This is a genomic window from Geotalea uraniireducens Rf4 (assembly GCF_000016745.1).
Lineage (GTDB): Bacteria > Desulfobacterota > Desulfuromonadia > Geobacterales > Geobacteraceae > Geotalea > Geotalea uraniireducens.
In genome coordinates this window covers 15,494-34,790 of sequence record NC_009483.1, presented here as the reverse complement: position 1 = coordinate 34,790, position 19,297 = coordinate 15,494, and the positions used below count along the sequence as shown (strand labels likewise).

Genomic DNA, 19,297 nt, shown 5'->3' with positions numbered 1-19,297 from the left:
GACGACAATCAACAAAGAAAACCGTCAGCATGTTTTATCTTACATTTTTGACAATCGGCAGGGCCACAAAAAATGTACTTCCCTTCCCTACGGCGCTTTCAACCCAGACCCGCCCGCCGTGGGCATTGACTATTTCCCGCACCAACGCCAGCCCCAGACCGGTGCCGCCGATCATCCGCAGGTCGGTGTTATCCACCCGATAAAATTTTTCGAATATCTTCTCATGCAATTCCGCAGGAATCCCCATCCCTTCGTCCTTGATCCAGATGGTGACGTTGTCCGCTTCCCGCCGCGCCCCGATGGAAACAAGGGCCTCTTTCGGCGAATATTTCAGGGCATTGGAAATGATGTTGGTCGGGACCTGGTGCAACCGCGCCTCATCCCCATCGATCCGCGGAAGATCATCAGGGCAGTCGAAATCGTTTGCCTTGAAGCGTATCCCTCGGCTCTCTTTCTGTCCAAACTGTTGTCGACACAATCCAGCTTGACCCTTTTTCCCCCTTCAGGTAGTCTAAACGGATGTCCAAAACAATAATCAGCAAAACCATGAAAAAGCCTGAACTCCTCTCCCCGGCCGGGTCGCTGGAGGCCTTCTTTGCCGCCATGGAAAAGGGGGCGGATGCCGTCTATGCGGGCCTGCACGATTTTTCCGCCCGGGCTAAGGCGAAGAACTTCTCCCTCGCCCAGATGGAGCGGATGCTCGCCTACGCCCACTGCCAGGGAAGAAAGCTATACGTCACCATCAACACCCTGATCAAGGAGAACGAGCTGCCGCAGCTGGTGGACCTGCTCGCCGCCCTGGAGGGGATGCGGGTCGACGGGGTGATCCTCCAGGACATGGCAACGGCCCGGCTGATCCGTGAACATTTCCCCGGTATCCCGCTCCACGCCTCGACCCAGATGACCATCCACAATTCGCTCGGCGTCAAACAACTGGAGGAGCTCGGCTTCGAGCGGGTGGTGCTGGCCCGCGAGCTGCACATCGACGAGATCAAGGCCATCGTTGCCGCATCCCGGGCCGAGATCGAGTGTTTCATCCATGGCGCCCTCTGCTTCTCCTTCTCCGGGCAATGCTATTTCTCCTCGTTTCTCGGCGGCCACAGCGGCAACCGGGGGCGTTGCGCCCAGCCCTGTCGCAGGCAGTACACCTACCGGGGCAAGGAAGGGTACTACTTCTCCACCAACGATTTTTCCAGCATCGACATGATCCCGCAGCTGATCGAAGCAAAGGTTGCCTCGCTGAAGATCGAGGGGCGGATGAAGTCCGCCGAGTACGTGGCGAGCGTGGTGGGGGCCTACCGGTTGGTACTGGATGCCCCGGAAGGCAAGCGCAGCGAGGCAGTGGCCGAGGCCAAGGAACTCCTGAAGCTCTCCTTCGGCCGGGTGCCGACCAAGGGGTTCCTCGCCTCCCACACACCGACCGACATCGCCACCCCGTCGCTCAAAGGGGCGACCGGCCGCTTTCTCGGAACGATAAAGTCCCTGAACGGCAACCGGATCACCTTTGAAACCAAGGATCGGCTCCATGTGGGGGACCGGGTGCGGGTGCAGCCGAAGAGCGACATGGCCGGCCGGGCCTTTACCATCAAGGAACTCTATCTGGGGAAACAGCAGGTGAAGGGGGCAAAGGAAAAATCCCTGGTCACTACCTCGTCACCATTCCCCTTCAAGGTAGGGGACGCCGTCTTCAAGGTCTCCTCGGAAACCGCCTTCACCATGAGCGAGAACGCCTGCGCAAAAAAGCTGGATACGGTAAAGGGAGACAAGCTCCCCTGCGAGCTGAGCCTCGCCCTGATCGGCGAGACCATGCGCATCACGGCTCAAGTGGCAGGAAAGGAAGTATGCCGGGAATTTCACTTGGGCCTTCTCGAACCGGCGCGCACCACAGACATGGAAAGTGTGCTTGCCGCCCAGTTCGGCCGGACCGGCGACACTGCCTTCATCCTCAGCGCGCTGAATGCGCCCGATTTTCCGGCGGTGCTGATTCCTGCCGCCCAGCTCAAGGAGATCCGCCGCGAATTCTACCGCTGGCTTGGCGACAAGGCGCTCGGCGAGATAAAGGAACGGAGCCGGGAACACAGGAAATCGGCCCTGGCAGCGCTCGTCGGCAGCCGCCCCGTCAAGGGACCCCAGCGGGAAGAACTGGCGGTGAGGCTCGAACATCTCCGCGATTACCACCTGCTCCATCAGGAGAGCATCGACAGCATCATCCTGCCGGTGTCAAAGGCCAACATGCACCAGATCCCGCTCTTCGTGCGCAAGCTGAAGGGGCGCGAACAGCAGGTAATCTGGCATCTGCCGTTCATCATCTTCGAGGCGGAGATCCCCTTCTTCAGGGAGGCCGTCTCCGTTCTCATGCATTACGGTTTCCGGCGCTTCGAGGCAGCCAATCTCTCTCACTTCGGGCTACTCAAGGGGCTTGACGTAGAACTCTCCACCGATTACCGGCTCTTTTCCCTCAACAGCCAGGCGCTCCTCTGCTGGCAGGAGCTGGGAGCAACCGCCGCCACCCTTTATATCGAGGACGACTCCGACAACATAGCGGCGCTCCTGGCGGCAGACCTGCCGATCAAAAGACGGATCATGGTCTATTCCGCGGTACCGGCCATCACCACGAAGATCAGGATCAAGGACGTGCGCAGCGACGTGCCGGTGCTCTCCGACCGGGGCGAAGGCTACCGGATCACGACCAGGGACGGACTCACCGTGGTCACCCCCAACGCGATGTTTTCCCTGACCGCCTTTAAGGGGAGGCTCAAGGAAATGGGGGGCACCTCATATGTCATGGATCTCTCCCAGCTACCGCCGGACGAGTGGGGGAGGGTACTGGGCGCGTTCAGCCGGGGCACGGCATTACCGGGAACGTCGGAGTTCAATTTCACGATGGGATTGGTTTGACGGCGGTCGGCGGTCGGCGGTCGGCGGTCGGCGGTCGGCGGTCGGCGGTCGGCGGTCGGCGGTCGGCGGTCGGCGGTCGGCGGTCGGCGGTCGGCAGTCGGCGGTCGGTAGTCGGCGATTGATGTTTGAAAGTAAATTGCAAGGAGACATAAATGAGCATTTTCGATCTGTTGAAAAATCCGGCGTTGCTGGAGTTGATCAAGGACCAGCGGCTGAAGGAGATCGTCACCCGCCGGGAGGTGCGGGTCAGCGAAGATTATTTCCACCGGGAGTTCGTAAGCCGGGCACTGGACGAGGAAATCCAGGAGCTCTCCATGCGATTCCTCGACGGTTACGGTGAGATAAGCGGCAAGGTGAAAAAAAAGCTGCTCCCGTTCAGCGTCCCCTTTTCCGCCCGTTTCGAAGTACAGCGGATTGATTTCACGCCGAAGGAGAAGAGGATCTACCTGAAAATGGACGAGGTGAAACCGCTCGACGTGGAATGGGTCACCCGCAAGATCGTGGAAAAGATCCCGTTTCTCGCCTATGGCGACGGTGTTATCGCCTGCGACCTGACCCAGGTGCCTAAACTCGCCGACTTCTTCGGCTACCACGTCAAGGGGATAAAGGTCTGCGACTTTCTCACCATCAAGGAGCTGCTCTTCAAGGAAGGTGAGCTGGTCGGCCGTCTCGGGATCTGCCTGTGACAGATTATCTTGTGCGCATCATAACTAAATCCGGCACTGTTCGAGCCCTGGCCTGCGTAACCACGGAGCTGGTCGACGAGGCCCACCACCGCCACGCAACATTGCCCACGGCCTCAGCCGCCCTGGGCCGCGCGCCTGACCGGGGGTGCCTTGTTCGGCGCCCTGCTCAAGACCGGCCAGCGGGTGGGGTTCAAGTTCGAAGGGAACGGCCCCCTGCAGAAGATCATGGTAGAGGCGGACAGCAACGGGGCAGTGCGCGGCTGCGTGGGGGTGCCTGAAGTGCATCTGCCGGAAAGGAACGGCAAGCTGGATGTGGCCGGAGCCCTCGGCCGGGCGGGATTCCTCACCGTGACCAAGGACCTGGGGATGAAGGAGCCGTACAAGGGGGTAGTCCAGCTCTACTCCAGTGAAATCGCCGAAGACCTGGCCCTCTATCTCACCGAGTCCGAGCAGATCCCCTCCGCCGTGGGTCTAGGGGTGTTCGTTGAGACGGACAACAGCGTTGCCGCCGCCGGCGGCTTTCTCATCCAGGCTTTGCCGCCGGTGGATGAGGCAGCAGTCGACGCCCTGATGGCGCGGATCGAAGAACTCCCGCAGCTCAGCGAACTGCTGCGCAAGGGAACGACGCCGGAAGAGCTCCTGGCGCTCCTCTTTGCCGACATCCCCTATGACACCCTGGAAAAGCGCGCGTTGGCCTTCAGCTGCTCCTGCAACCGGGAAAAGATCGAACGGGTCCTCATCTCGCTCGGCAGGGAAGAACTGGCAGACATGCTGGAAAAAGAAGGCAAAGCAGACGTGACCTGCGAATTCTGCCGCGAGGCGTACCACTTTGAGCGGCAGGATCTGGAGCAGCTGATGAAGGAGTTGCCGTAAGTCGTCCTGTTGCCATCACGCGAAATGAAAAAGGTCAGCCATCGATAGGCTGGCCTTTTTTGGTCCGAATCTATTTTCCCGCTATTATCTTTTTTGCCCTGTCAACCTGATTAGGGAATAACTCCTCGGGAACCTTTTCCCTGCCCAAGGCTTTGCAGACCATAAATCTTGCGCACTCCTCGCTGTCGTCCTTGCAGTACCTGAGCTTGATCACCTCTGCGGTTGAAGGCATGTTCGCCATTTTGTCGTTAAAAAATATGCACTTCTCCAGCATTTCACAATCCCTCATCCATTCCCCCCTTATTTGCGCGACATATTTCCAGTTTTTTACACACGATTCCCGCATATTCTTTTGTGTATTATAATGTTAGTCTTTTTAATGTTCAACCCTATACTTGTGCTATTTTTACGATTCATTAGGCCCTCTATCGTGTTAGTATGTGAAGATTCGTGACATGCTGGAGACACCAGCGCCGATAAAAGTGGGCAGGAGAATATGGACACCCGTCACCGATTGAAATTTCCGGAAGAGATAGAACTCGAGCAGAAGCATGCCGAACTTGCCCGCCTTCGGTCCGAGCATGCGGCAAATCAACATATCCTGGACAAACTGAAGCAGGAAATTCGCCTCTTCGAAAAGGTCTACGACCAGGTGCTGGGGCAACGCATTGCAGAACTGGAGAAGCTGGAAAAGCAGCTCCGCGATCTGGACGACGGCGGCAAAAACCCGGCGGAGCGGAAAAGCGAGCCGTCAACAGAGGAGTGGCGCGGCCACCTGCATGCCGACGATCTGCTGGAGGAAGAAGAACCGGCGGCAGCAAATATGGCAAAAAAAAGCATCAAGGCCCTCTACCGCGAGGTAGCCAAGGCCATTCACCCGGACCTGGCCATGGACAACGAAGACCGGGTTCGGCGCCATGAGTTGATGGCTTTTGCCAACCGCGCCTATGCGGAAGATGATCGACGGGCGTTGCTGGAGATCCTCCGGGAATGGGAGCAGGGGCCCGAGAAGATCCAGGGTGGGGATACCGGTGCGGAGCTGGTCCGGGTTATCAGGCTGATCGCCAGGGAACGGCAGGAAATCCTCGCCGTGCATACCCGCATCAGGGAACTCAAGGACTCGGATGTCTGCCGGTTCAAGCTGAAGGTTGACGATGCGCTCGCCAACGATATCGATCTCCTCGCGGAGATGGCTGCAACGGTCGACCTCAACATAGTCAAGGCGCGCAATCGTCTGGCCGACCTGGCTGGAGACGGGGCGCCGCCAGTGCAGTCCTCTCCGCTGCAGCAAACCCGACGCATCTGTTTTCCTACCGACACTTCCTGCGGCGTCCTCTATGTACGCAACCGGAACTCAGCCAACTACAGCGACTGGCAGAAGTTCTGTGCAGCCAAAGGATGCCGGGAAATCCCCGCCGACAAGGCCGTGCGCCTCGATGTCAAGGATCACCCCGCCGCCAGGCTGAGCTACCTGCAACAACTGCAACCGGATGATCTGCAGTCTCTATTTCTCTATGAAGTGGACAACTCCTTCCTGGACAACATCGGCCACCTGACCGGGCTGGAGGAACTCTATCTCTCCGATTCCACCGTGAACGACGATGACCTGAAAAAGCTCGCCAGGCTGAAAAACCTCCAGCGGATTTATCTTTACCACACCGACATCACCGATGCCGGACTCCTCTATCTCTGCGAATTGAAGGGATTGAAAGGGCTCACCTGCAGCGGCAACAACATTACCAATGAAGGGCTGGCACGGCTGCAGAAGGCAATTCCGGGGATCAGGACCATCAACTTCGGCTGGCGCCAGAAGAAGGAAGCAGCCGGTCAGGATAGCAAACCGGCACATGGGGATAGTCTAGTCGCTGGCCTGCCAGCGAACAAACGCAAGCCAGCCGACTATGACAAGGTTGACGACCAGCAGGATTACCTTGACCGCTGATACGGAAACGGTCAGTTCGTAAACCTCAAGGGGAAGGTAGAGACTGCCGGACAGGATACCGAACCACTCGGCCCAGACCTGCTCTTGCCACAAGCCGTAGGCTTCGACAAAGCGGATCATGGCATATACCATTGCCGCCACAGCCAGCGCCCAGAGGCGTGAATCGCTGGCCGATGCCGCGGCATCAAGGAATATGCGCGGGAAACGGCTGGCTGGATTAAGATGGACATGACGGACTATCTCCTCCGCCACCGCCTGCACATTGCGGTGAATCAGCGCAAATAACCCGAGCCCGACCACGACGACAAGCCCCCCCTTGGCCGCTTCGATCATGGCCACAGCCCGAGTCCCCGCTGCAAGATGCCGGTGACGGACCCTGCCGCCTGCATGTATTCTTTTTCTTCCCTTCCGTACCCTGGCACTGGTCATGCTTGAAGTAGTAACACGCCGGTAGCCAATTGCAAGCTGACTCGGTCTTAAACCGCCTCCATATCTCGCCCCCGCCTCGTAACCGATCCGCACAAAACCGACCATCCCGGACCTTGCAATTTGCCCCATGACCGTTAGACTTTTTATATGGCGCCAAACGCTGGGTGTTCCGGCCTGGCGCTTTATCCATTTATCGGTTCTGGAGGCTCGTGATGCGCTATTTCTGCATTGAGAAAGAGTACGACATCGACGCATTGCAACTGATGGAGAAAGAGGTGCCACGGCCGGGCCACGGCCAGGTGCTGGTGCGGATGAGGGCGGCATCCCTCAACTATCGCGATCTGCTCGCGATCGGCGGTAGCTACTCGCGCAACCTGCCGCTGCCTCTCATTCCCCTTTCCGACGGCGCAGGAGAAGTGGTGGAAATAGGCGAGGGGGTGACCCGCTGGCAGCAGGGGGACCGGGTGGCTGGAACTTTCTTCCAGGATTGGGATGGCGGTGAGATCACCGACGAGGTGCCGAAATCGGCCCTCGGAGGGGCCATTGACGGTGTCCTCGCAGAATACGTGCTTTTTCGCGAACGCGGCTTGGTGGCGCTTCCGGCTCATCTCTCCTTCGAGGAGGGGGCAACCCTTCCCTGCGCCGCGCTGACGGCCTGGCATGCCTTGCAGAGCGGCAATCTTGCCTGCGGCCAGGCTGTGCTTACCCTGGGAACGGGCGGGGTTTCACTCTTCGCCCTCCAGTTCGCCCGCACTGCCGGCGCGCGGGTCATCGCCACCACCGGCAGCGAGGCCAAGGCGGAAAAACTGCGGCTGCTGGGGGCAGGGGAGGTTATCAACTATAAAACCGAGCCGAACTGGGAAACGGCGGTGTGGAAGTTGACCGGCAGACGAGGCGTTGACCTGGTGGTGGAAGTCGGCGGCGCCGGCACCCTGGGCAAATCACTCAAGGCGGTACGGACGGGTGGGCACATCAGCCTCATCGGCGTCCTCAGCGGATCAACGGGCGAGGTCAACCCCTTGCCCGCTGTGATGAAGAGTGCCCGCATCCAGGGGATCTATGTCGGTTCCCGGGAGATGTGCGAGACGATGATCCGCGCCATCGAAATGCACGGCATCCGGCCGGTCATCGACCATGTCTTTCCCTTCAGTGAGGCAAAGGCAGCCTATCGCTACCTGCAAAGCGCCGCCCACTTCGGCAAGGTGGTCATCGCCATCCAATGAGCGCAAGGAGAAAATCCCCATGGAACTTCGGAAAACCCGTACCATAATCCTCAACGAAGGGGAGCCGGAAGCGAAACGGGAGGAGATCCGTCGCTACTTCCATCAGACCTTCGATATCGATGAAAAGCTCTACGAAACCCTCAAGGAAGACGCTACCTTTTATCTCAGGGCCGATCGGCTCCGCCATCCGCTCATCTTCTACTTCGGCCACACCGCCACCTTCTTCATCAACAAGCTGGTGATCGCCCGGGTCATCGAACAACGGATCAACCCACGTTTCGAGTCGATGTTCGCCGTGGGGGTGGACGAGATGTCGTGGGACGACCTGGATGCGACCCACTACGAATGGCCGACCCGGCAAGAGGTGAGGGAGTACCGGGACAAGACCCGCGAGCTGGTGGACGGACTCATCCGCAATCTGCCGCTCAAGCTTCCCATCACCTGGGAAGACCCGTTCTGGGCGATCATGATGGGGATCGAGCACGAGCGGATTCACCTGGAAACCTCCTCTGTGCTGATCCGCCAGCTCCCCATCGACCAGGTGGTGCGGCATCCTCTCTGGGATATCTGCCGGGAATCCGGGGAGGCGCCGGAGAACGCGCTTCTGCCGGTGGCCGGGGGGAGGGTGGTTCTGGGCAAGGCCAAGGATCATCCCCTCTACGGCTGGGACAACGAATACGGCCGCCACGAGGCCGAGGTTGCCGGCTTCCGCGCGGCGAAGTACCTGGTCTCCAACCGGGAGTTCCTCGCCTTCGTCGAAGGGGGTGGGTACCGGGAGCGGCAGTGGTGGACCGAGGAGGGGTGGAACTGGCGCACCTTTCGCGAAGCGGAGCACCCCCTCTTCTGGATCAATATCGACAACGGGTGGCGACTGCGCACCATGGTGGAGGAGATCGATATGCCGTGGAACTGGCCGGTGGAGGTCAACTACCTGGAGGCCAAGGCGTTCTGCAACTGGCAGAGTGCCCGCACCGGCCGGCCGATCCGCCTCCCTACCGAGGACGAGTGGAACCGGCTGCGGGACCTGGCCGAGATCCCCGACCAGCCCTGGTGGGACCATGCTCCGGGAAACATCAACCTGGAGCAATGGGCCTCCTCCTGCGCCGTGGACCGTTTCCCCTTCGGCAACTTCTACGACATCCTCGGCAACGTCTGGCAGTGGACCGAGACCCCGATCTACCCGTTCCACGGTTTCCAGATCCACCCCTGGTACGACGACTTCTCCACTCCCACCTTCGACACCCGCCACAACCTGATCAAGGGGGGCTCCTGGATTTCCACCGGCAACGAGGCGACCCGCGACTCGCGCTACGCCTTCCGCCGCCACTTCTTCCAGCACGCCGGTTTCCGCTACGTGGAGAGCTCGGCAAAGGTGGAGGTCCACCAGGACCAGTACGAGACCGACGCCCTGACGGCCCAGTACTGCGACGCCCATTACGGTCCGGAGCACTTCGGCGTCCCCAACTTCCCCGTTACCTGCGCCCGCATCTGCCTGGAGCTGACGGCTAATCGCAACCGCGGACGCGCCCTTGATCTGGGGTGCGCCGTCGGCCGTGCAGCCTTCGAGCTCGCCCGCGGCTTCGACCGGGTGACCGGCCTCGACTTCTCCACCCGCTTTTTCCGCCTGGCGGCCCGGATGCAGGAAGAGGGGTATCTCCGCTACGCCTTTCCCGAAGAGGGGGAGATCCAGTCGTTCCACGAGGTGAGTCTGGCCGAGCTGGGGCTCGACGAGTTCCGCTCGCGGGTGGAGTTCTATCAGGCCGACGCCTGCAACCTGCCGGAAAAGTTCACCGGCTACGACCTGGTGCTGGCGGCAAACCTGATCGACCGCCTCTATTCGCCGCGCCGCTTCCTCACTACCATCCACGAGCGGATGAACCCCGGCGGACTCCTGGTCATCACCTCCCCATACACCTGGCTGGAGGAGTTCACGAAGCGTGAGGAATGGCTGGGCGGCTACAAGGAGGCAGGAGAGAACGTCACCACGCTGGACGGGCTGAAGGCGGCGCTGGCACCCTGTTTCCGCATGGTGGGAGAGCCCCGCGACATCCCCTTCGTCATCCGCGAGACCCGGCGCAAGCACCAGCACACCGTCGCCGAGATGACCGTCTGGGAACGGATAGGGTGAGGGGATAAGCTTCTAAACCACGCCGTGCAACCGGAGAAATGCGGCGACGACGCGCCAGAACTCCCGCCAATCGGGAGGACAGTCGTTATGGGCGCAGTCAAGCGGAACGAATCGGGCGTTGCGGGCAACCCGCGCCAATTCCTTCCCATGGGTGAACGGAATAATGTCGTCGTAACGGCCGTGCATGATGAGGACCGGCCCGGGAAAGGCCTCAAGCGCCGACCGGTTGTCGTACAGATCCCGCAGGAGAAACCCGGGGAGGAGAAAGCGGCGGGCAAAGGGGCGGATCGAGGTGAAAGGTGACTGGAGGATGAGAGCGGCAAGGGGGCGTTGCCGGGAAAGGGCACAGGCGGGCCCGCACCCGACGGACCTGCCGAAGGCGACCATCCGCGCTGGGTTCACGTCATCGCGCTTTGCCATCGCATCGTATGCCGCCGCCGCTGTTGCAGTGATGCTCGCCTCGGAAGGATCTCCCGCCGAGCGGCCGTAGCCGGGGTATTCTATGAGTAGGACCCCCATCCCCATATCGCGGAACCCTTCCACCTGCTCCGGCAGAAAATCGATGACCTCTCCGTTACCGTGAAAGAAGAGCACCACCGGTCTGCGCCTTGCGGATGCCCCCCTGGCCGGAAGGAACCATGCTTCCGTCCTGCCGAAGCCGGTCTCAAGCCAGATGGAGGCGATACCGGTTGACGGAGCGGGAGGGGCGGCCGGCACGCGGATACCCCTGCCGGGATAGATGATGAGACGCTGGGCAAAATAGCAGAACGCCGCATAGCACCCATACACCACGACAACTGTAGATATGACTCTGAGGAGATTGGTTCCCATACTCCCCAAATCTTACCGAAGATTCGGCATAAATACAGAGGGGAGCCTGAGAATTCGAATGTTTCGGCTGATGAAAGGTCTCCTGTCCGGATCGGACAGGTTGAGTTGAAAAAAAAGGCGGTCTCTCGACCGCCTTTTTTTGTCGGCTAAATTTACTTCTGCGACAACCGGTGCACGCATTCGACCATGTGGATCGCATTCTCCGGCGGCACCGTGGGAAGGATGCCGTGCCCGAGGTTGAAGATGTGTCCCGGTTTCCCGGCGTTCTCGTCGAGCACCCTTTTTACCTCCTGCTCGATCACATCCTTCGGTGCGAAGAGCACGGTCGGATCCAGGTTCCCCTGGACGGCCATGTCGCCGAGCACTTCCCTCGCTTTTCCCAGGTTGATGTGCCAGTCGAGTCCCATCACGTCTCCGCCAGCCCTTTTCACGCTGTCGAGCATGGTGCCGGCACCCTTGACGAAGTGAATGACGGGAACGTTCTGCCGGTTGAGGCCGTTGATCAGCTTGGTGGTATAGGGGAGGACGTATTTCTCGTAGTCGCTGGGGGCGAGAACACCGCCCCAGGTGTCGAAGATCTGGATCGCCTGGGCACCGGCCTTGATCTGGGCGTTCAGGTACTCCATGTCCATCATGGTCACCTTCTCCATGAGGGCCGCGTACACCTCGGGGGCTGCGTACATCATCCGCTTCATGGTCGCCCAATCCTTGGAGCCCTTCCCCTCCACCATGTAGCAGGCGAGGGTAAAGGGAGCGCCACCAAAGCCGATGAGCGGCACCTTGTTGGCCAGCTCACGACGGAGAATCTTGATGGTTTCCAGCACATATGGAACGTCCTGCTCCATCTGCGGAATGCGAAGTTTTTCCACATCGGCCATGGTGCGGATCGGGTGCTCGAAGACCGGACCGGGGACGAAGTCGAGGGCCATGCCCATCGGCTCGACCGGGGTGAGGATGTCGGAAAAGAGAATGGCAGCGTCAACGCCCAGGATATCCACCGGCTGGATGGACACTTCAGCGGCCAGCTCCGGGGTCTTGCACAGCTCCAGAAAGGTGCATTTGCTGCGGACCCGCATGTAATCTGGCAGGTAACGGCCGGCCTGGCGCATCAGCCACACGGGTGTCCGGTCAACGGGCTTGCCCCAGCAGGCGTCGAGAAAACGTGTATTCATTGTTCCTCCTAGTTGAGTGATTGTAAAACCTATCGGCTTCGGAAAAAGCTCCAGCTGCTAGGCGCGCGAGGAGCGGGACGCGAGGCGTACCGGTAGGTACGTTGAGCGTTCCGCGACGAGCGCAACAACGCAGATGGACTTTTTACGGAGCCGTTTTTTGTAAGCGGATCGGCACGTAGTTGCAGAACGGTTCTTCTTCCATGTAATCGCCATAGACGGCATCGGCGCGGGCGCGGCAGCCGCCGCAGACGTTGAGGTACTCGCACTGGCCGCATTTCCCTTTGTAGCTCTTGAAGTTACGCAGGTCCTTGAAGATCTCGGAGTTTTCCCAGATCTCGCGGAACGGGGTGGTCTTCACGTTGCCGGCGGTGCGGTGGAAGTAGGAGCAGGGCTTGACGTTGCCGAAGCAGTCGATGAGGCAGATGGTCTGGGCAGCGATGCACCCCTTGCCGCCACCGGTGGAGAATGTGAGACTCCGGCGCTCGAACTTGGCACCTTCGGCCTTGGCCTTCTGCGGCACGATCCGGTAGTAATGGGGAGCGCAGGTGGGACGCATGAGGATGTCGTCCTCCATCTTCTCCTGCTGGTAATGCCAGTCAAGGATCTCCTCGTAGTCTTCCTTGGAGATGAGCTCGCTCATGATCTCCTCACCGCGGCCGGTGGGGACGATCATGAACATGTACCAGGCGGTGGCGCCCAGGGACTTGGCCACCTTGAAGGTGTTGGCAATGTCGGCCTGATTGCGCTTGGTGAAAGAGGAGTTGATGAGGAACTTCTGGCCGTGCTTGCGGAACAACTCCGCGGCCCGCACCACGCCGTCGAAGGAACCGGGGCACTGACGGAAGTTGTCGTGGACCGCTGCGGTAGAACCGTCGAGGGAGAGCGACACCATCTTGATGTCGGCCTCTTTCATCTTTTCGCAGACCTCGTCGGTCACCAGTGCGCCGTTGCTGGCCATGCACATGCGCAGGCCGAGCGAAGTGCCGTAACCTGCCAGTTCAAAGATATCCTTTCTCATCAGCGGTTCGCCGCCGGAGAGGACGACCACCGGCTTGGAAAAATCGGCGATCTCCTTGAGCAGCTTCTTCCCCTCCTCGGTGGTGAAATCACCTTCGGATGAGGTCATTTCTGACGAGCAGCGGCAGTGGACACATTTAAGGTTGCATTTCTGGGTGGTTTCCCAGGCAATCCATTTGGGAACAAATTCATCAGCCATACCATCTCCTGTCGGCTTCGCCGAAAGTCCGGGTGAGGGTGCATCCAGAACTTTTTGCTCTGCCGTAAAACTTATCCGTATCTTATGAATCCTACTATGAAAAGGGGCTAAAACTCAAGAAGATTCGCGTTACTCCGCCATCTTACGGTTGAAGGTGTACGCCGCCACGGCAAACGCGAAAGCGGCGCCGGCCAGCAGGATCATGATGTAGACGATATCCAGGGTACCGTTCAGCAAGGCCTGTCGCGCTCCCTCGAAAATGGCCGTGGTGGGAAGAGCCTTGATGAGCGGCTGGATTGCTGCGGGGTAGGAGGAGAGGGGGAAGAAGATCCCGGCCATGAAGATGAGCGGCACAATGATCACCGCCTGCACCCGGCCGATATTCTCCGGCTTGTCGATGACCGTGCCGCAAATGGTGCCGAGGCAGGAGAAAATCATAGAACCGAGGGCGATGTAGAGGAGGTAGGCGAGCAGGTTATAATAATTGATGCGAAAAGGGGTAAGAAAGAAAATGACCGCCGCCACCGCCATCCCCTTGATCGCCCCCTGGCAGAAGCCGGAGATGATCTTGCCAATAACGATATCGTAAACGGTGATCGGCGTTACCCGGTACTCCTCGATGGTCCGCTGCACCCGGCGGTGGAACCACATGCTCCATGAGCTCTCGTCGAAGGCGGCGTTTACCGCTGTCATGGTGATAAGACCCGGCGCAATGAAGAGCGGGTAGGGGATTCCCCCCACATCGGCGATATATCCCTTCAGACCGACGCCGAAGGCCAGATAAAGGGTGAGCGGATAGGCGGTCACCGCCAAGAGCTCGGAAAAAATGCTCCGTCGCATGACCAGCATGTCCCGTCCCCAGATTGAAAAAGCGCCTCTGAGCATCAAAACCCTCTGTAGGGGCGGGGTCTCCCCGCCCTTGATTGCGATGATATTATCCGGGCGGGGCAACCCCGCCCCTACTCCCGGATCGTTCTGCCGGTCAGCTCCAGAAATACATCCTCCAGGGTCGGCTCCTGAAGGCAGATTTTGCGGATATCCGTACTGCCGAGACTGTCCATCAGCGGTTTCAGGCTTTCTTCGCCGGTCAGCGCAAGGCGGAAGCTGTTGCCGCTCCGCTCCAGGGACTCGACAAAGGGTAGGGTGCGCAGCATCCCCTCGTACCTGTCGCTGTCGGCCCGGAACTCCACTTCGTAGATATGGGCATGGGAAAGCGCTTCTTTCAGCTGGGAAGCCGTGCCGTCCACCAACGCCTTGCCGTGGTCCATGATCATGATCCGGTCGCAAAGGGCATCGGCTTCGTCCATGTAGTGGGTGGTGAGAAAGATGGTCATCCGGCTCCGAAGGCTCTGGATATAATCCCAGAGCGCCCGCCTGGACTGGGGATCGAGGCCGGTTGTCGGCTCGTCGAGGAACAGGACCTGCGGGTTGTGGACAAGCGCCCTCGCTACCACAAGCCTCCTTTGCATGCCGCCGGAAAAGGTATCTGGAAAATCGTTCCGGCGGCCGAAAAGGCCGATCAGCTCCATCAAGCGGTCGATGGTCGGGTTGTATTCGTGGGGAGGCATGCCGTGCATCCTGGCATGGAGCACCAGGTTTTCCCTGGCGGTCAGGTAGCGGTCAAGGTTGTTTTCCTGGGGAACCACGCCGATCAGGAGACGGACCTGTTTGCCCGACGTGAGTACGCTGTGCCCCTCGACAAATGCATCGCCGCTCGTGGGGCGCATAAGGGTGGTCAAAATCTTGATCAGGGTGGTTTTCCCTGCGCCGTTCGGCCCGAGCAGGGCAAAAATGATCCCTTGCTCCACATCCAGGGAAAAGTCCTCGACCGCCCTGAAAGCCCCATAGGCTTTTGTTATTGTCTTTAACGAGACAGCTGTCTTCATCGCGAAACTTTCATTTCCGAGCTTTTGTCCATCGGAAACAGAAGAGTAAATACGCTACCGGTTCCGTCGCTCCCCGGAGTCGTCCACACCATGCCGCGGTGGGCATCCATGACTCCGCGGACAATGGAAAGCCCAAGGCCTGACCCCTTGGACATGAAGTCGAAAGTGCCGGAGGAGTGATAGGCGATGTCTCCGACACCATAAAATTTTTCAAAAATCCTTACCCGCTCTTCCAGAGGTATGCCGATGCCGCTATCAATAAAATCCAGGAGATAAAATGAATTATTACCTGCTGGTAGATTTTTCGGGAACGCCGGATAAAAGGGTCGCACGATCTTGGCATAGTTCAAAACCTCCCACTTTTCAACCAATCGTCCCGATATGGTAATGCTCCCTCCGTCCGGGGTGAATTTTATCGCATTCTCAATCAGGTTCCTCATCGCCAGGCTGGAAAGGCTTTCATCCACCGGCACCAGCAGTTCATCGCCGGAAATCTCCACTGATATCTGCCTTCTCGATAGAGGCAGGGTGAACGTCTCATAGACCTCCCGACAGAGCGTGACCAGTTTAAACGGCTTTTTCTGGGGGATTATCCCCTGAGCCTCGATGCGCGAAATGGAAAGAAGGTCCTCCACCAGCTTGCGCAGCTGAACTGTACCCTCATAAACGGAATTGAGAATGCTCTCCTGTTCGGGGGTCATCTGCAGTCCGCTGTATTTATGGAGAAACTGTACCCCCCCCATAATCGAGGTAATCGGGGTCTTCAACTCGTGGGAGGCCATGCCGATAAAGTTGTTTTTCGCAACGTTCAGGCGGTCAAGTTCGATATTGGCGCGCTTTACTTCGAGGAGGTTCTCCTTGAGCGCTTTTTTGCTCCGCTGCAACTCTTCAGCCTTCTCCTTCATCTGATCATACAGGGTATAGTTTTCGATCAATACGGCCAGCTGATTGGCAATAGAGGTGAGCAGGAAGACCTCCCGGTCAGTGAAGCCTTTATTCGACTGGGAAGCGACCATCGTGACACCGATGACATCTGGGCCGATCTTCAAAGGGATGGTACACCAGGCTTGGACCCCCACCTTGAGCGCCGCCTGAGCAACATCTGCGGGAAGATGTCCTGTCGGCGTCTTTGTCTTGACAAGTTTTCCCTTCAACATATTGCTTACCCAAGGAAACGTCGTTGACAGAGTCTTGAGTGACGTCTCCAATTCAAGGTCGAGCCCCAGCGAAGCCTTGAGCTTCAACACCCCCTTTTCAAGGAGGTGGATACAGGAAAAATCTATTCGCAACATATTATGGAGCTGGAAAAGGAGATCGCTCATGATCTTTTCCAGACTCTGCTTCGAATTCAAGCGGAAGGCAATGGCATAGAGGGTAAGGAGTTCCCGGTCGATGATTCTTTTTTCCTCTTCCACCCGCTTGCGTTTGGTGATGTCCTTGATGATGAAAACTACGCCTTGGGACTCCTCTTCTTCTGCATGCATGGGGTAACTGCTGACATTATACCAGCCGGTCAGCATGGGAAAGACGATATCCTCTTCGGCTTCGGCATGGAACTTATGGGGAAACTGAAAGACTCGCGAGGCGATCTCCTCCCCGCCATAAAAAAGCTCTCCGATATTTTTGCCGATCATCGAGGCATACTGGCAGTGGAAATAGGTCGTTACCCTCTTGTTGCAGCGGACAATTTTTCCATTGAAGTCCGTCAGGATGATCAGATCGGAAACCGAGTCAAAGGCTGCTTCCCATTGCATTTTGCCCTGACGGATCGCCTCTTCCGCCAGACGGTGTTTGCGCCGCTCGGCTGCTTCGCGCAACTCCCGGTCAACTGCCGGCACAAGCCGGGAAAGATTTCCTTTCATCAGGTAATCATGGGCGCCCGACTTCATGGCGGCAACCGCCAGGTCTTCACCGATCTTCCCCGAAACAATGATAAAGGGGAGATCGAGCCCGCTCTCGTGCAGGACCTTCAATGCCCCGGGTGCATCAAACTGGGGCATCCGGTAGTCTGAAATGACCATGTCCCATGTCTTTTCGACAAGAGCGCATTTCATGGCAGCAGCCGTCTCCACCAGCTCATGAATTGGTTCGAACCCGCCGTTCTTAAGCTCCCGCAACAACAGCAGCATATCATCCTGCGAATCCTCGACCAGCAAAACCCTCAGCTGCCGCTTCATATGGCTACTCCGTTCAAAGTGAAATAAAAGGTCGCGCCGGCTCCGACCGCACTTTCCGCCCAGATCCGTCCCCCGTGACGATTGATGATCCGCTGTACGGTAGCCAGCCCGACACCGGTCCCTTCAAATTCGTCTGACCGGTGCAACCTCTGAAATGCGGCAAACAGTTTGTCCGCATATGCCATATCAAATCCGACACCGTTGTCGCGGATAAAATAGGTCATTTCTCCCGCAACCTCGGCTGTGCCGAACTCGATAATCGACGACTCCTGTTTGCCCGAGTATTTCCAGGCATTTGCCAGCAGATTCTCCATAAGCACACGGAGCAATCGAGCATCACCGTTTGCCGTCACGTCTTCTGCAATCTTTACCGATACCTGCCGTTGCGGCTGGGCCTGCTTAAGTTCCAGCACGGTAACCTGCGCCATCCGGCTCAGGTTTACCTGCTGCCGGTTGAGCTCACTGCGGGTAACTTTCGACAGTTTCAGTAAATCGTCGATCAGCTGCGACATCCGCTGGCTCGCATTACGGAGGCGAAACAGATAGTCTTTCCCCTCCCCATCGATTTTTTCACGGTAATCTTCCAGCAGCACCCGACTGAAGCCGTCAATATGGCGCAAAGGCGCCCGCAAGTCATGGGAAACAGAATAACTGAAGGATTCCAGCTCCTTGTTAGCCGACTCCAGTTGGGCGGTGCGCTCTCTGACCCGTTGTTCAAGTTCTGCGTTCAGTTTGCGAATTTCCTCCTCGGCCATTTTGCGATCGGTTACGTCAAGCATGACGCCACGGAGCTTGACCGGCTGCCCGTTCTCCACCACCACGATAACTATGTCCCTCAACCAGACGATGTTCCCTTCTGCGGCAATGAACCGGTACTCGAATTCGTGGTCCTTCATCTCTCTGGTTGCACCCATGCAGTATTCCAGAGCCCATGCACGGTCGTCGGGATGGACATGGTCCTGCCAGAATGCGGGATCATCGAGCCATTGTTCAACGGGATAACCAAGGATTTGAACGGCCCTCTCGCTGACAAAGGTGAAACAGAAAGTTGCCACATCCATTTCCCATACAACCCCGTCAATGGAGTTGACAAGTTCCCCATAGAGCTGGTGCGATTTCCGCAACGCTTTTTCGGTTTCTCTGCGCTCGGTAATGTCCGCCATCACCACCATGATCCCTGCGATTTCCCCGCTTGCGTCGCGGACCGGCGCCATTGACATGCTGACGTCGATCAGAGCGCCGTCTTTTTTCTGCCGGCGCACCTCTATGTTGTTTAACACCTCTCGCTGGATGGTATTTTCAAAAAATCTTTGCCATGCTTCGGTATCAAAGGAAGGAATAAGTGGACAGAGTCGGCCGGTTACCTCGCCAGCTTCCCAGCCGAACAGCCACTCGGCTGCCTGATTCCACAGGGTTACCCGTCCATGCAGGTCAAGGGAGACTATAGCCAGCGGCGACGCCTGGAACAGTGTCAACAACGTCTGGTTGGTCTCATACAGTTCAGCCTGGCTTTTATGGTACTCGTCAATCTGCTGCCGCAATTCCTCCTCGGTCTCCGCCAACTCCTCATTGCGCTCTTGGAGCTCGGTTTCCGAATCGATGAGCAGGGTCGTATGGCGCTTGACAAGCTGGTAGAGCATCATTGCCGTGGCTGCCACAAAGAGCCACCCTTTGTAAACTGAGATTATGGTGGCGGTGGGCTGGTCGTGCACGAGATGCGCGAGCAATTCGTCGGAAAAAAGAATCCAGGTTCCTCCGAACAGAGCGTAGATCGCAGCAATCTTGGCTGATATTTTTCTCCCCTTGTCCATCGGCACCCCCTTAACCGTCACAACA

General features: G+C 58.3%; 15 protein-coding genes and 1 pseudogene. 6 read left to right on the top strand and 10 right to left on the bottom strand.

Annotated features, from left to right (window positions below; translation table 11 throughout):
• Positions 1-34: 34 nt before the first annotated feature.
• A complete protein-coding gene (locus tag GURA_RS00125; RefSeq protein WP_011936972.1) occupies positions 35-478 on the bottom strand; it encodes a sensor histidine kinase in 444 nt (147 codons plus the stop codon).
• A 41-nt stretch (positions 479-519) separates the two neighbouring features.
• Here GURA_RS00125 and GURA_RS00120 point away from each other — a divergent pair, with 41 nt between their 5' ends.
• The 3 genes and pseudogenes from GURA_RS00120 to hslO all read left to right on the top strand — a co-directional run bounded on the left by GURA_RS00120 (position 520) and on the right by hslO (position 4,457).
• The gene (locus tag GURA_RS00120) at positions 520-2,898 is read left to right on the top strand and encodes a peptidase U32 family protein (protein WP_011936971.1); all 2,379 of its coding nucleotides are present in this window, start codon (positions 520-522) and stop codon (positions 2,896-2,898) included.
• A 152-nt stretch (positions 2,899-3,050) separates the two neighbouring features.
• Positions 3,051-3,584, top strand: a complete 534-nt coding sequence (locus GURA_RS00115; protein WP_011936970.1) for a hypothetical protein — start codon at positions 3,051-3,053, stop codon at positions 3,582-3,584.
• Positions 3,581-4,457 (top strand): annotated as a pseudogene (gene hslO, locus GURA_RS00110) (Hsp33 family molecular chaperone HslO). The gene GURA_RS00115 and the pseudogene hslO overlap by 4 nt, the downstream one beginning before the upstream one ends.
• A gap of 70 nt (positions 4,458-4,527) precedes the next feature.
• On the opposite strand, the gene GURA_RS00105 reads toward hslO, so the two are convergent.
• Positions 4,528-4,731, bottom strand: a complete 204-nt coding sequence (locus GURA_RS00105; protein WP_232278961.1) for a hypothetical protein — start codon at positions 4,729-4,731, stop codon at positions 4,528-4,530.
• Positions 4,732-4,953: 222 nt separating this feature from the next.
• Between GURA_RS00105 and GURA_RS00100 the strand changes: the two genes are divergently transcribed.
• Complete coding sequence (locus GURA_RS00100; protein ID WP_011936967.1) at positions 4,954-6,399, top strand: leucine-rich repeat domain-containing protein; 1,446 nt, start codon at positions 4,954-4,956, stop codon at positions 6,397-6,399.
• On the opposite strand, the gene GURA_RS00095 is transcribed toward GURA_RS00100, so the two are convergent.
• Positions 6,316-6,957 carry a DUF2127 domain-containing protein gene (locus tag GURA_RS00095; RefSeq protein WP_232278960.1) on the bottom strand — a complete coding sequence of 214 codons (642 nt, stop codon included), beginning with the start codon at positions 6,955-6,957 and terminating at the stop codon, positions 6,316-6,318. The two genes, GURA_RS00100 and GURA_RS00095, sit on opposite strands and share 84 nt — an antisense overlap.
• Before the next feature lie 83 nt (positions 6,958-7,040).
• On the opposite strand from GURA_RS00095, the gene GURA_RS00090 reads away from it, so the two are divergent.
• Both GURA_RS00090 and ovoA read left to right on the top strand, forming a co-directional pair.
• Positions 7,041-8,051, top strand: coding sequence for a zinc-dependent alcohol dehydrogenase family protein (locus GURA_RS00090; RefSeq protein WP_011936965.1), 1,011 nt, complete (start codon positions 7,041-7,043; stop codon positions 8,049-8,051).
• 19 nt (positions 8,052-8,070) lie between these two features.
• Positions 8,071-10,179 (top strand): 5-histidylcysteine sulfoxide synthase, encoded by a 2,109-nt coding sequence (ovoA, locus tag GURA_RS00085; protein WP_011936964.1) that lies wholly within the window; start codon positions 8,071-8,073, stop codon positions 10,177-10,179.
• 12 nt (positions 10,180-10,191) lie between these two features.
• Here the strand turns inward: ovoA and GURA_RS00080 are convergent, their stop codons facing one another.
• The 7 genes from GURA_RS00080 to GURA_RS00050 form a co-directional block, all read right to left on the bottom strand.
• Positions 10,192-11,010, bottom strand: a complete 819-nt coding sequence (locus GURA_RS00080; protein ID WP_011936963.1) for an alpha/beta hydrolase — start codon at positions 11,008-11,010, stop codon at positions 10,192-10,194.
• Positions 11,011-11,162: 152 nt separating this feature from the next.
• Positions 11,163-12,182 (bottom strand): uroporphyrinogen decarboxylase, encoded by a 1,020-nt coding sequence (gene hemE, locus GURA_RS00075; protein ID WP_011936962.1) that lies wholly within the window; start codon positions 12,180-12,182, stop codon positions 11,163-11,165.
• Positions 12,183-12,324: 142 nt separating this feature from the next.
• Positions 12,325-13,398: a radical SAM/SPASM domain-containing protein gene (locus GURA_RS00070; protein WP_011936961.1), complete on the bottom strand. Its 1,074-nt coding sequence runs from the start codon at positions 13,396-13,398 to the stop codon at positions 12,325-12,327.
• Between the two features lie 129 nt (positions 13,399-13,527).
• Positions 13,528-14,283, bottom strand: coding sequence for an ABC transporter permease (locus GURA_RS00065; RefSeq protein ID WP_011936960.1), 756 nt, complete (start codon positions 14,281-14,283; stop codon positions 13,528-13,530).
• A gap of 74 nt (positions 14,284-14,357) precedes the next feature.
• On the bottom strand, positions 14,358-15,284 hold the full coding sequence (locus GURA_RS00060) for an ABC transporter ATP-binding protein (RefSeq protein ID WP_011936959.1): 927 nt from the start codon (positions 15,282-15,284) through the stop codon (positions 14,358-14,360).
• Positions 15,281-17,461 carry a hybrid sensor histidine kinase/response regulator gene (locus GURA_RS00055; RefSeq protein ID WP_011936958.1) on the bottom strand — a complete coding sequence of 727 codons (2,181 nt, stop codon included), beginning with the start codon at positions 17,459-17,461 and terminating at the stop codon, positions 15,281-15,283. The genes GURA_RS00060 and GURA_RS00055 overlap by 4 nt, the downstream gene beginning before the upstream one ends.
• The gene (locus GURA_RS00050) at positions 17,458-19,272 is read right to left on the bottom strand and encodes a sensor histidine kinase (RefSeq protein ID WP_011936957.1); all 1,815 of its coding nucleotides are present in this window, start codon (positions 19,270-19,272) and stop codon (positions 17,458-17,460) included. The genes GURA_RS00055 and GURA_RS00050 overlap by 4 nt, the downstream gene beginning before the upstream one ends.
• Positions 19,273-19,297 lie beyond the last annotated feature (25 nt).

Coding starts and splice junctions, on each gene's coding strand:
- GURA_RS00120 (WP_011936971.1), top strand. CDS start 520: ATGTCCAAAACAATAATCAGCAAAACCATGAAAAAGCCTGAACTCCTC.
- GURA_RS00115 (WP_011936970.1), top strand. CDS start 3,051: ATGAGCATTTTCGATCTGTTGAAAAATCCGGCGTTGCTGGAGTTGATC.
- GURA_RS00105 (WP_232278961.1), bottom strand. CDS start 4,731: ATGCTGGAGAAGTGCATATTTTTTAACGACAAAATGGCGAACATGCCT.
- GURA_RS00100 (WP_011936967.1), top strand. CDS start 4,954: ATGGACACCCGTCACCGATTGAAATTTCCGGAAGAGATAGAACTCGAG.
- GURA_RS00095 (WP_232278960.1), bottom strand. CDS start 6,957: ATGGGGCAAATTGCAAGGTCCGGGATGGTCGGTTTTGTGCGGATCGGT.
- GURA_RS00090 (WP_011936965.1), top strand. CDS start 7,041: ATGCGCTATTTCTGCATTGAGAAAGAGTACGACATCGACGCATTGCAA.
- ovoA (WP_011936964.1), top strand. CDS start 8,071: ATGGAACTTCGGAAAACCCGTACCATAATCCTCAACGAAGGGGAGCCG.
- GURA_RS00080 (WP_011936963.1), bottom strand. CDS start 11,010: ATGGGAACCAATCTCCTCAGAGTCATATCTACAGTTGTCGTGGTGTAT.
- hemE (WP_011936962.1), bottom strand. CDS start 12,182: ATGAATACACGTTTTCTCGACGCCTGCTGGGGCAAGCCCGTTGACCGG.
- GURA_RS00070 (WP_011936961.1), bottom strand. CDS start 13,398: ATGGCTGATGAATTTGTTCCCAAATGGATTGCCTGGGAAACCACCCAG.
- GURA_RS00065 (WP_011936960.1), bottom strand. CDS start 14,283: ATGCTCAGAGGCGCTTTTTCAATCTGGGGACGGGACATGCTGGTCATG.
- GURA_RS00060 (WP_011936959.1), bottom strand. CDS start 15,284: ATGAAGACAGCTGTCTCGTTAAAGACAATAACAAAAGCCTATGGGGCT.
- GURA_RS00055 (WP_011936958.1), bottom strand. CDS start 17,461: ATGAAGCGGCAGCTGAGGGTTTTGCTGGTCGAGGATTCGCAGGATGAT.
- GURA_RS00050 (WP_011936957.1), bottom strand. CDS start 19,272: ATGGACAAGGGGAGAAAAATATCAGCCAAGATTGCTGCGATCTACGCT.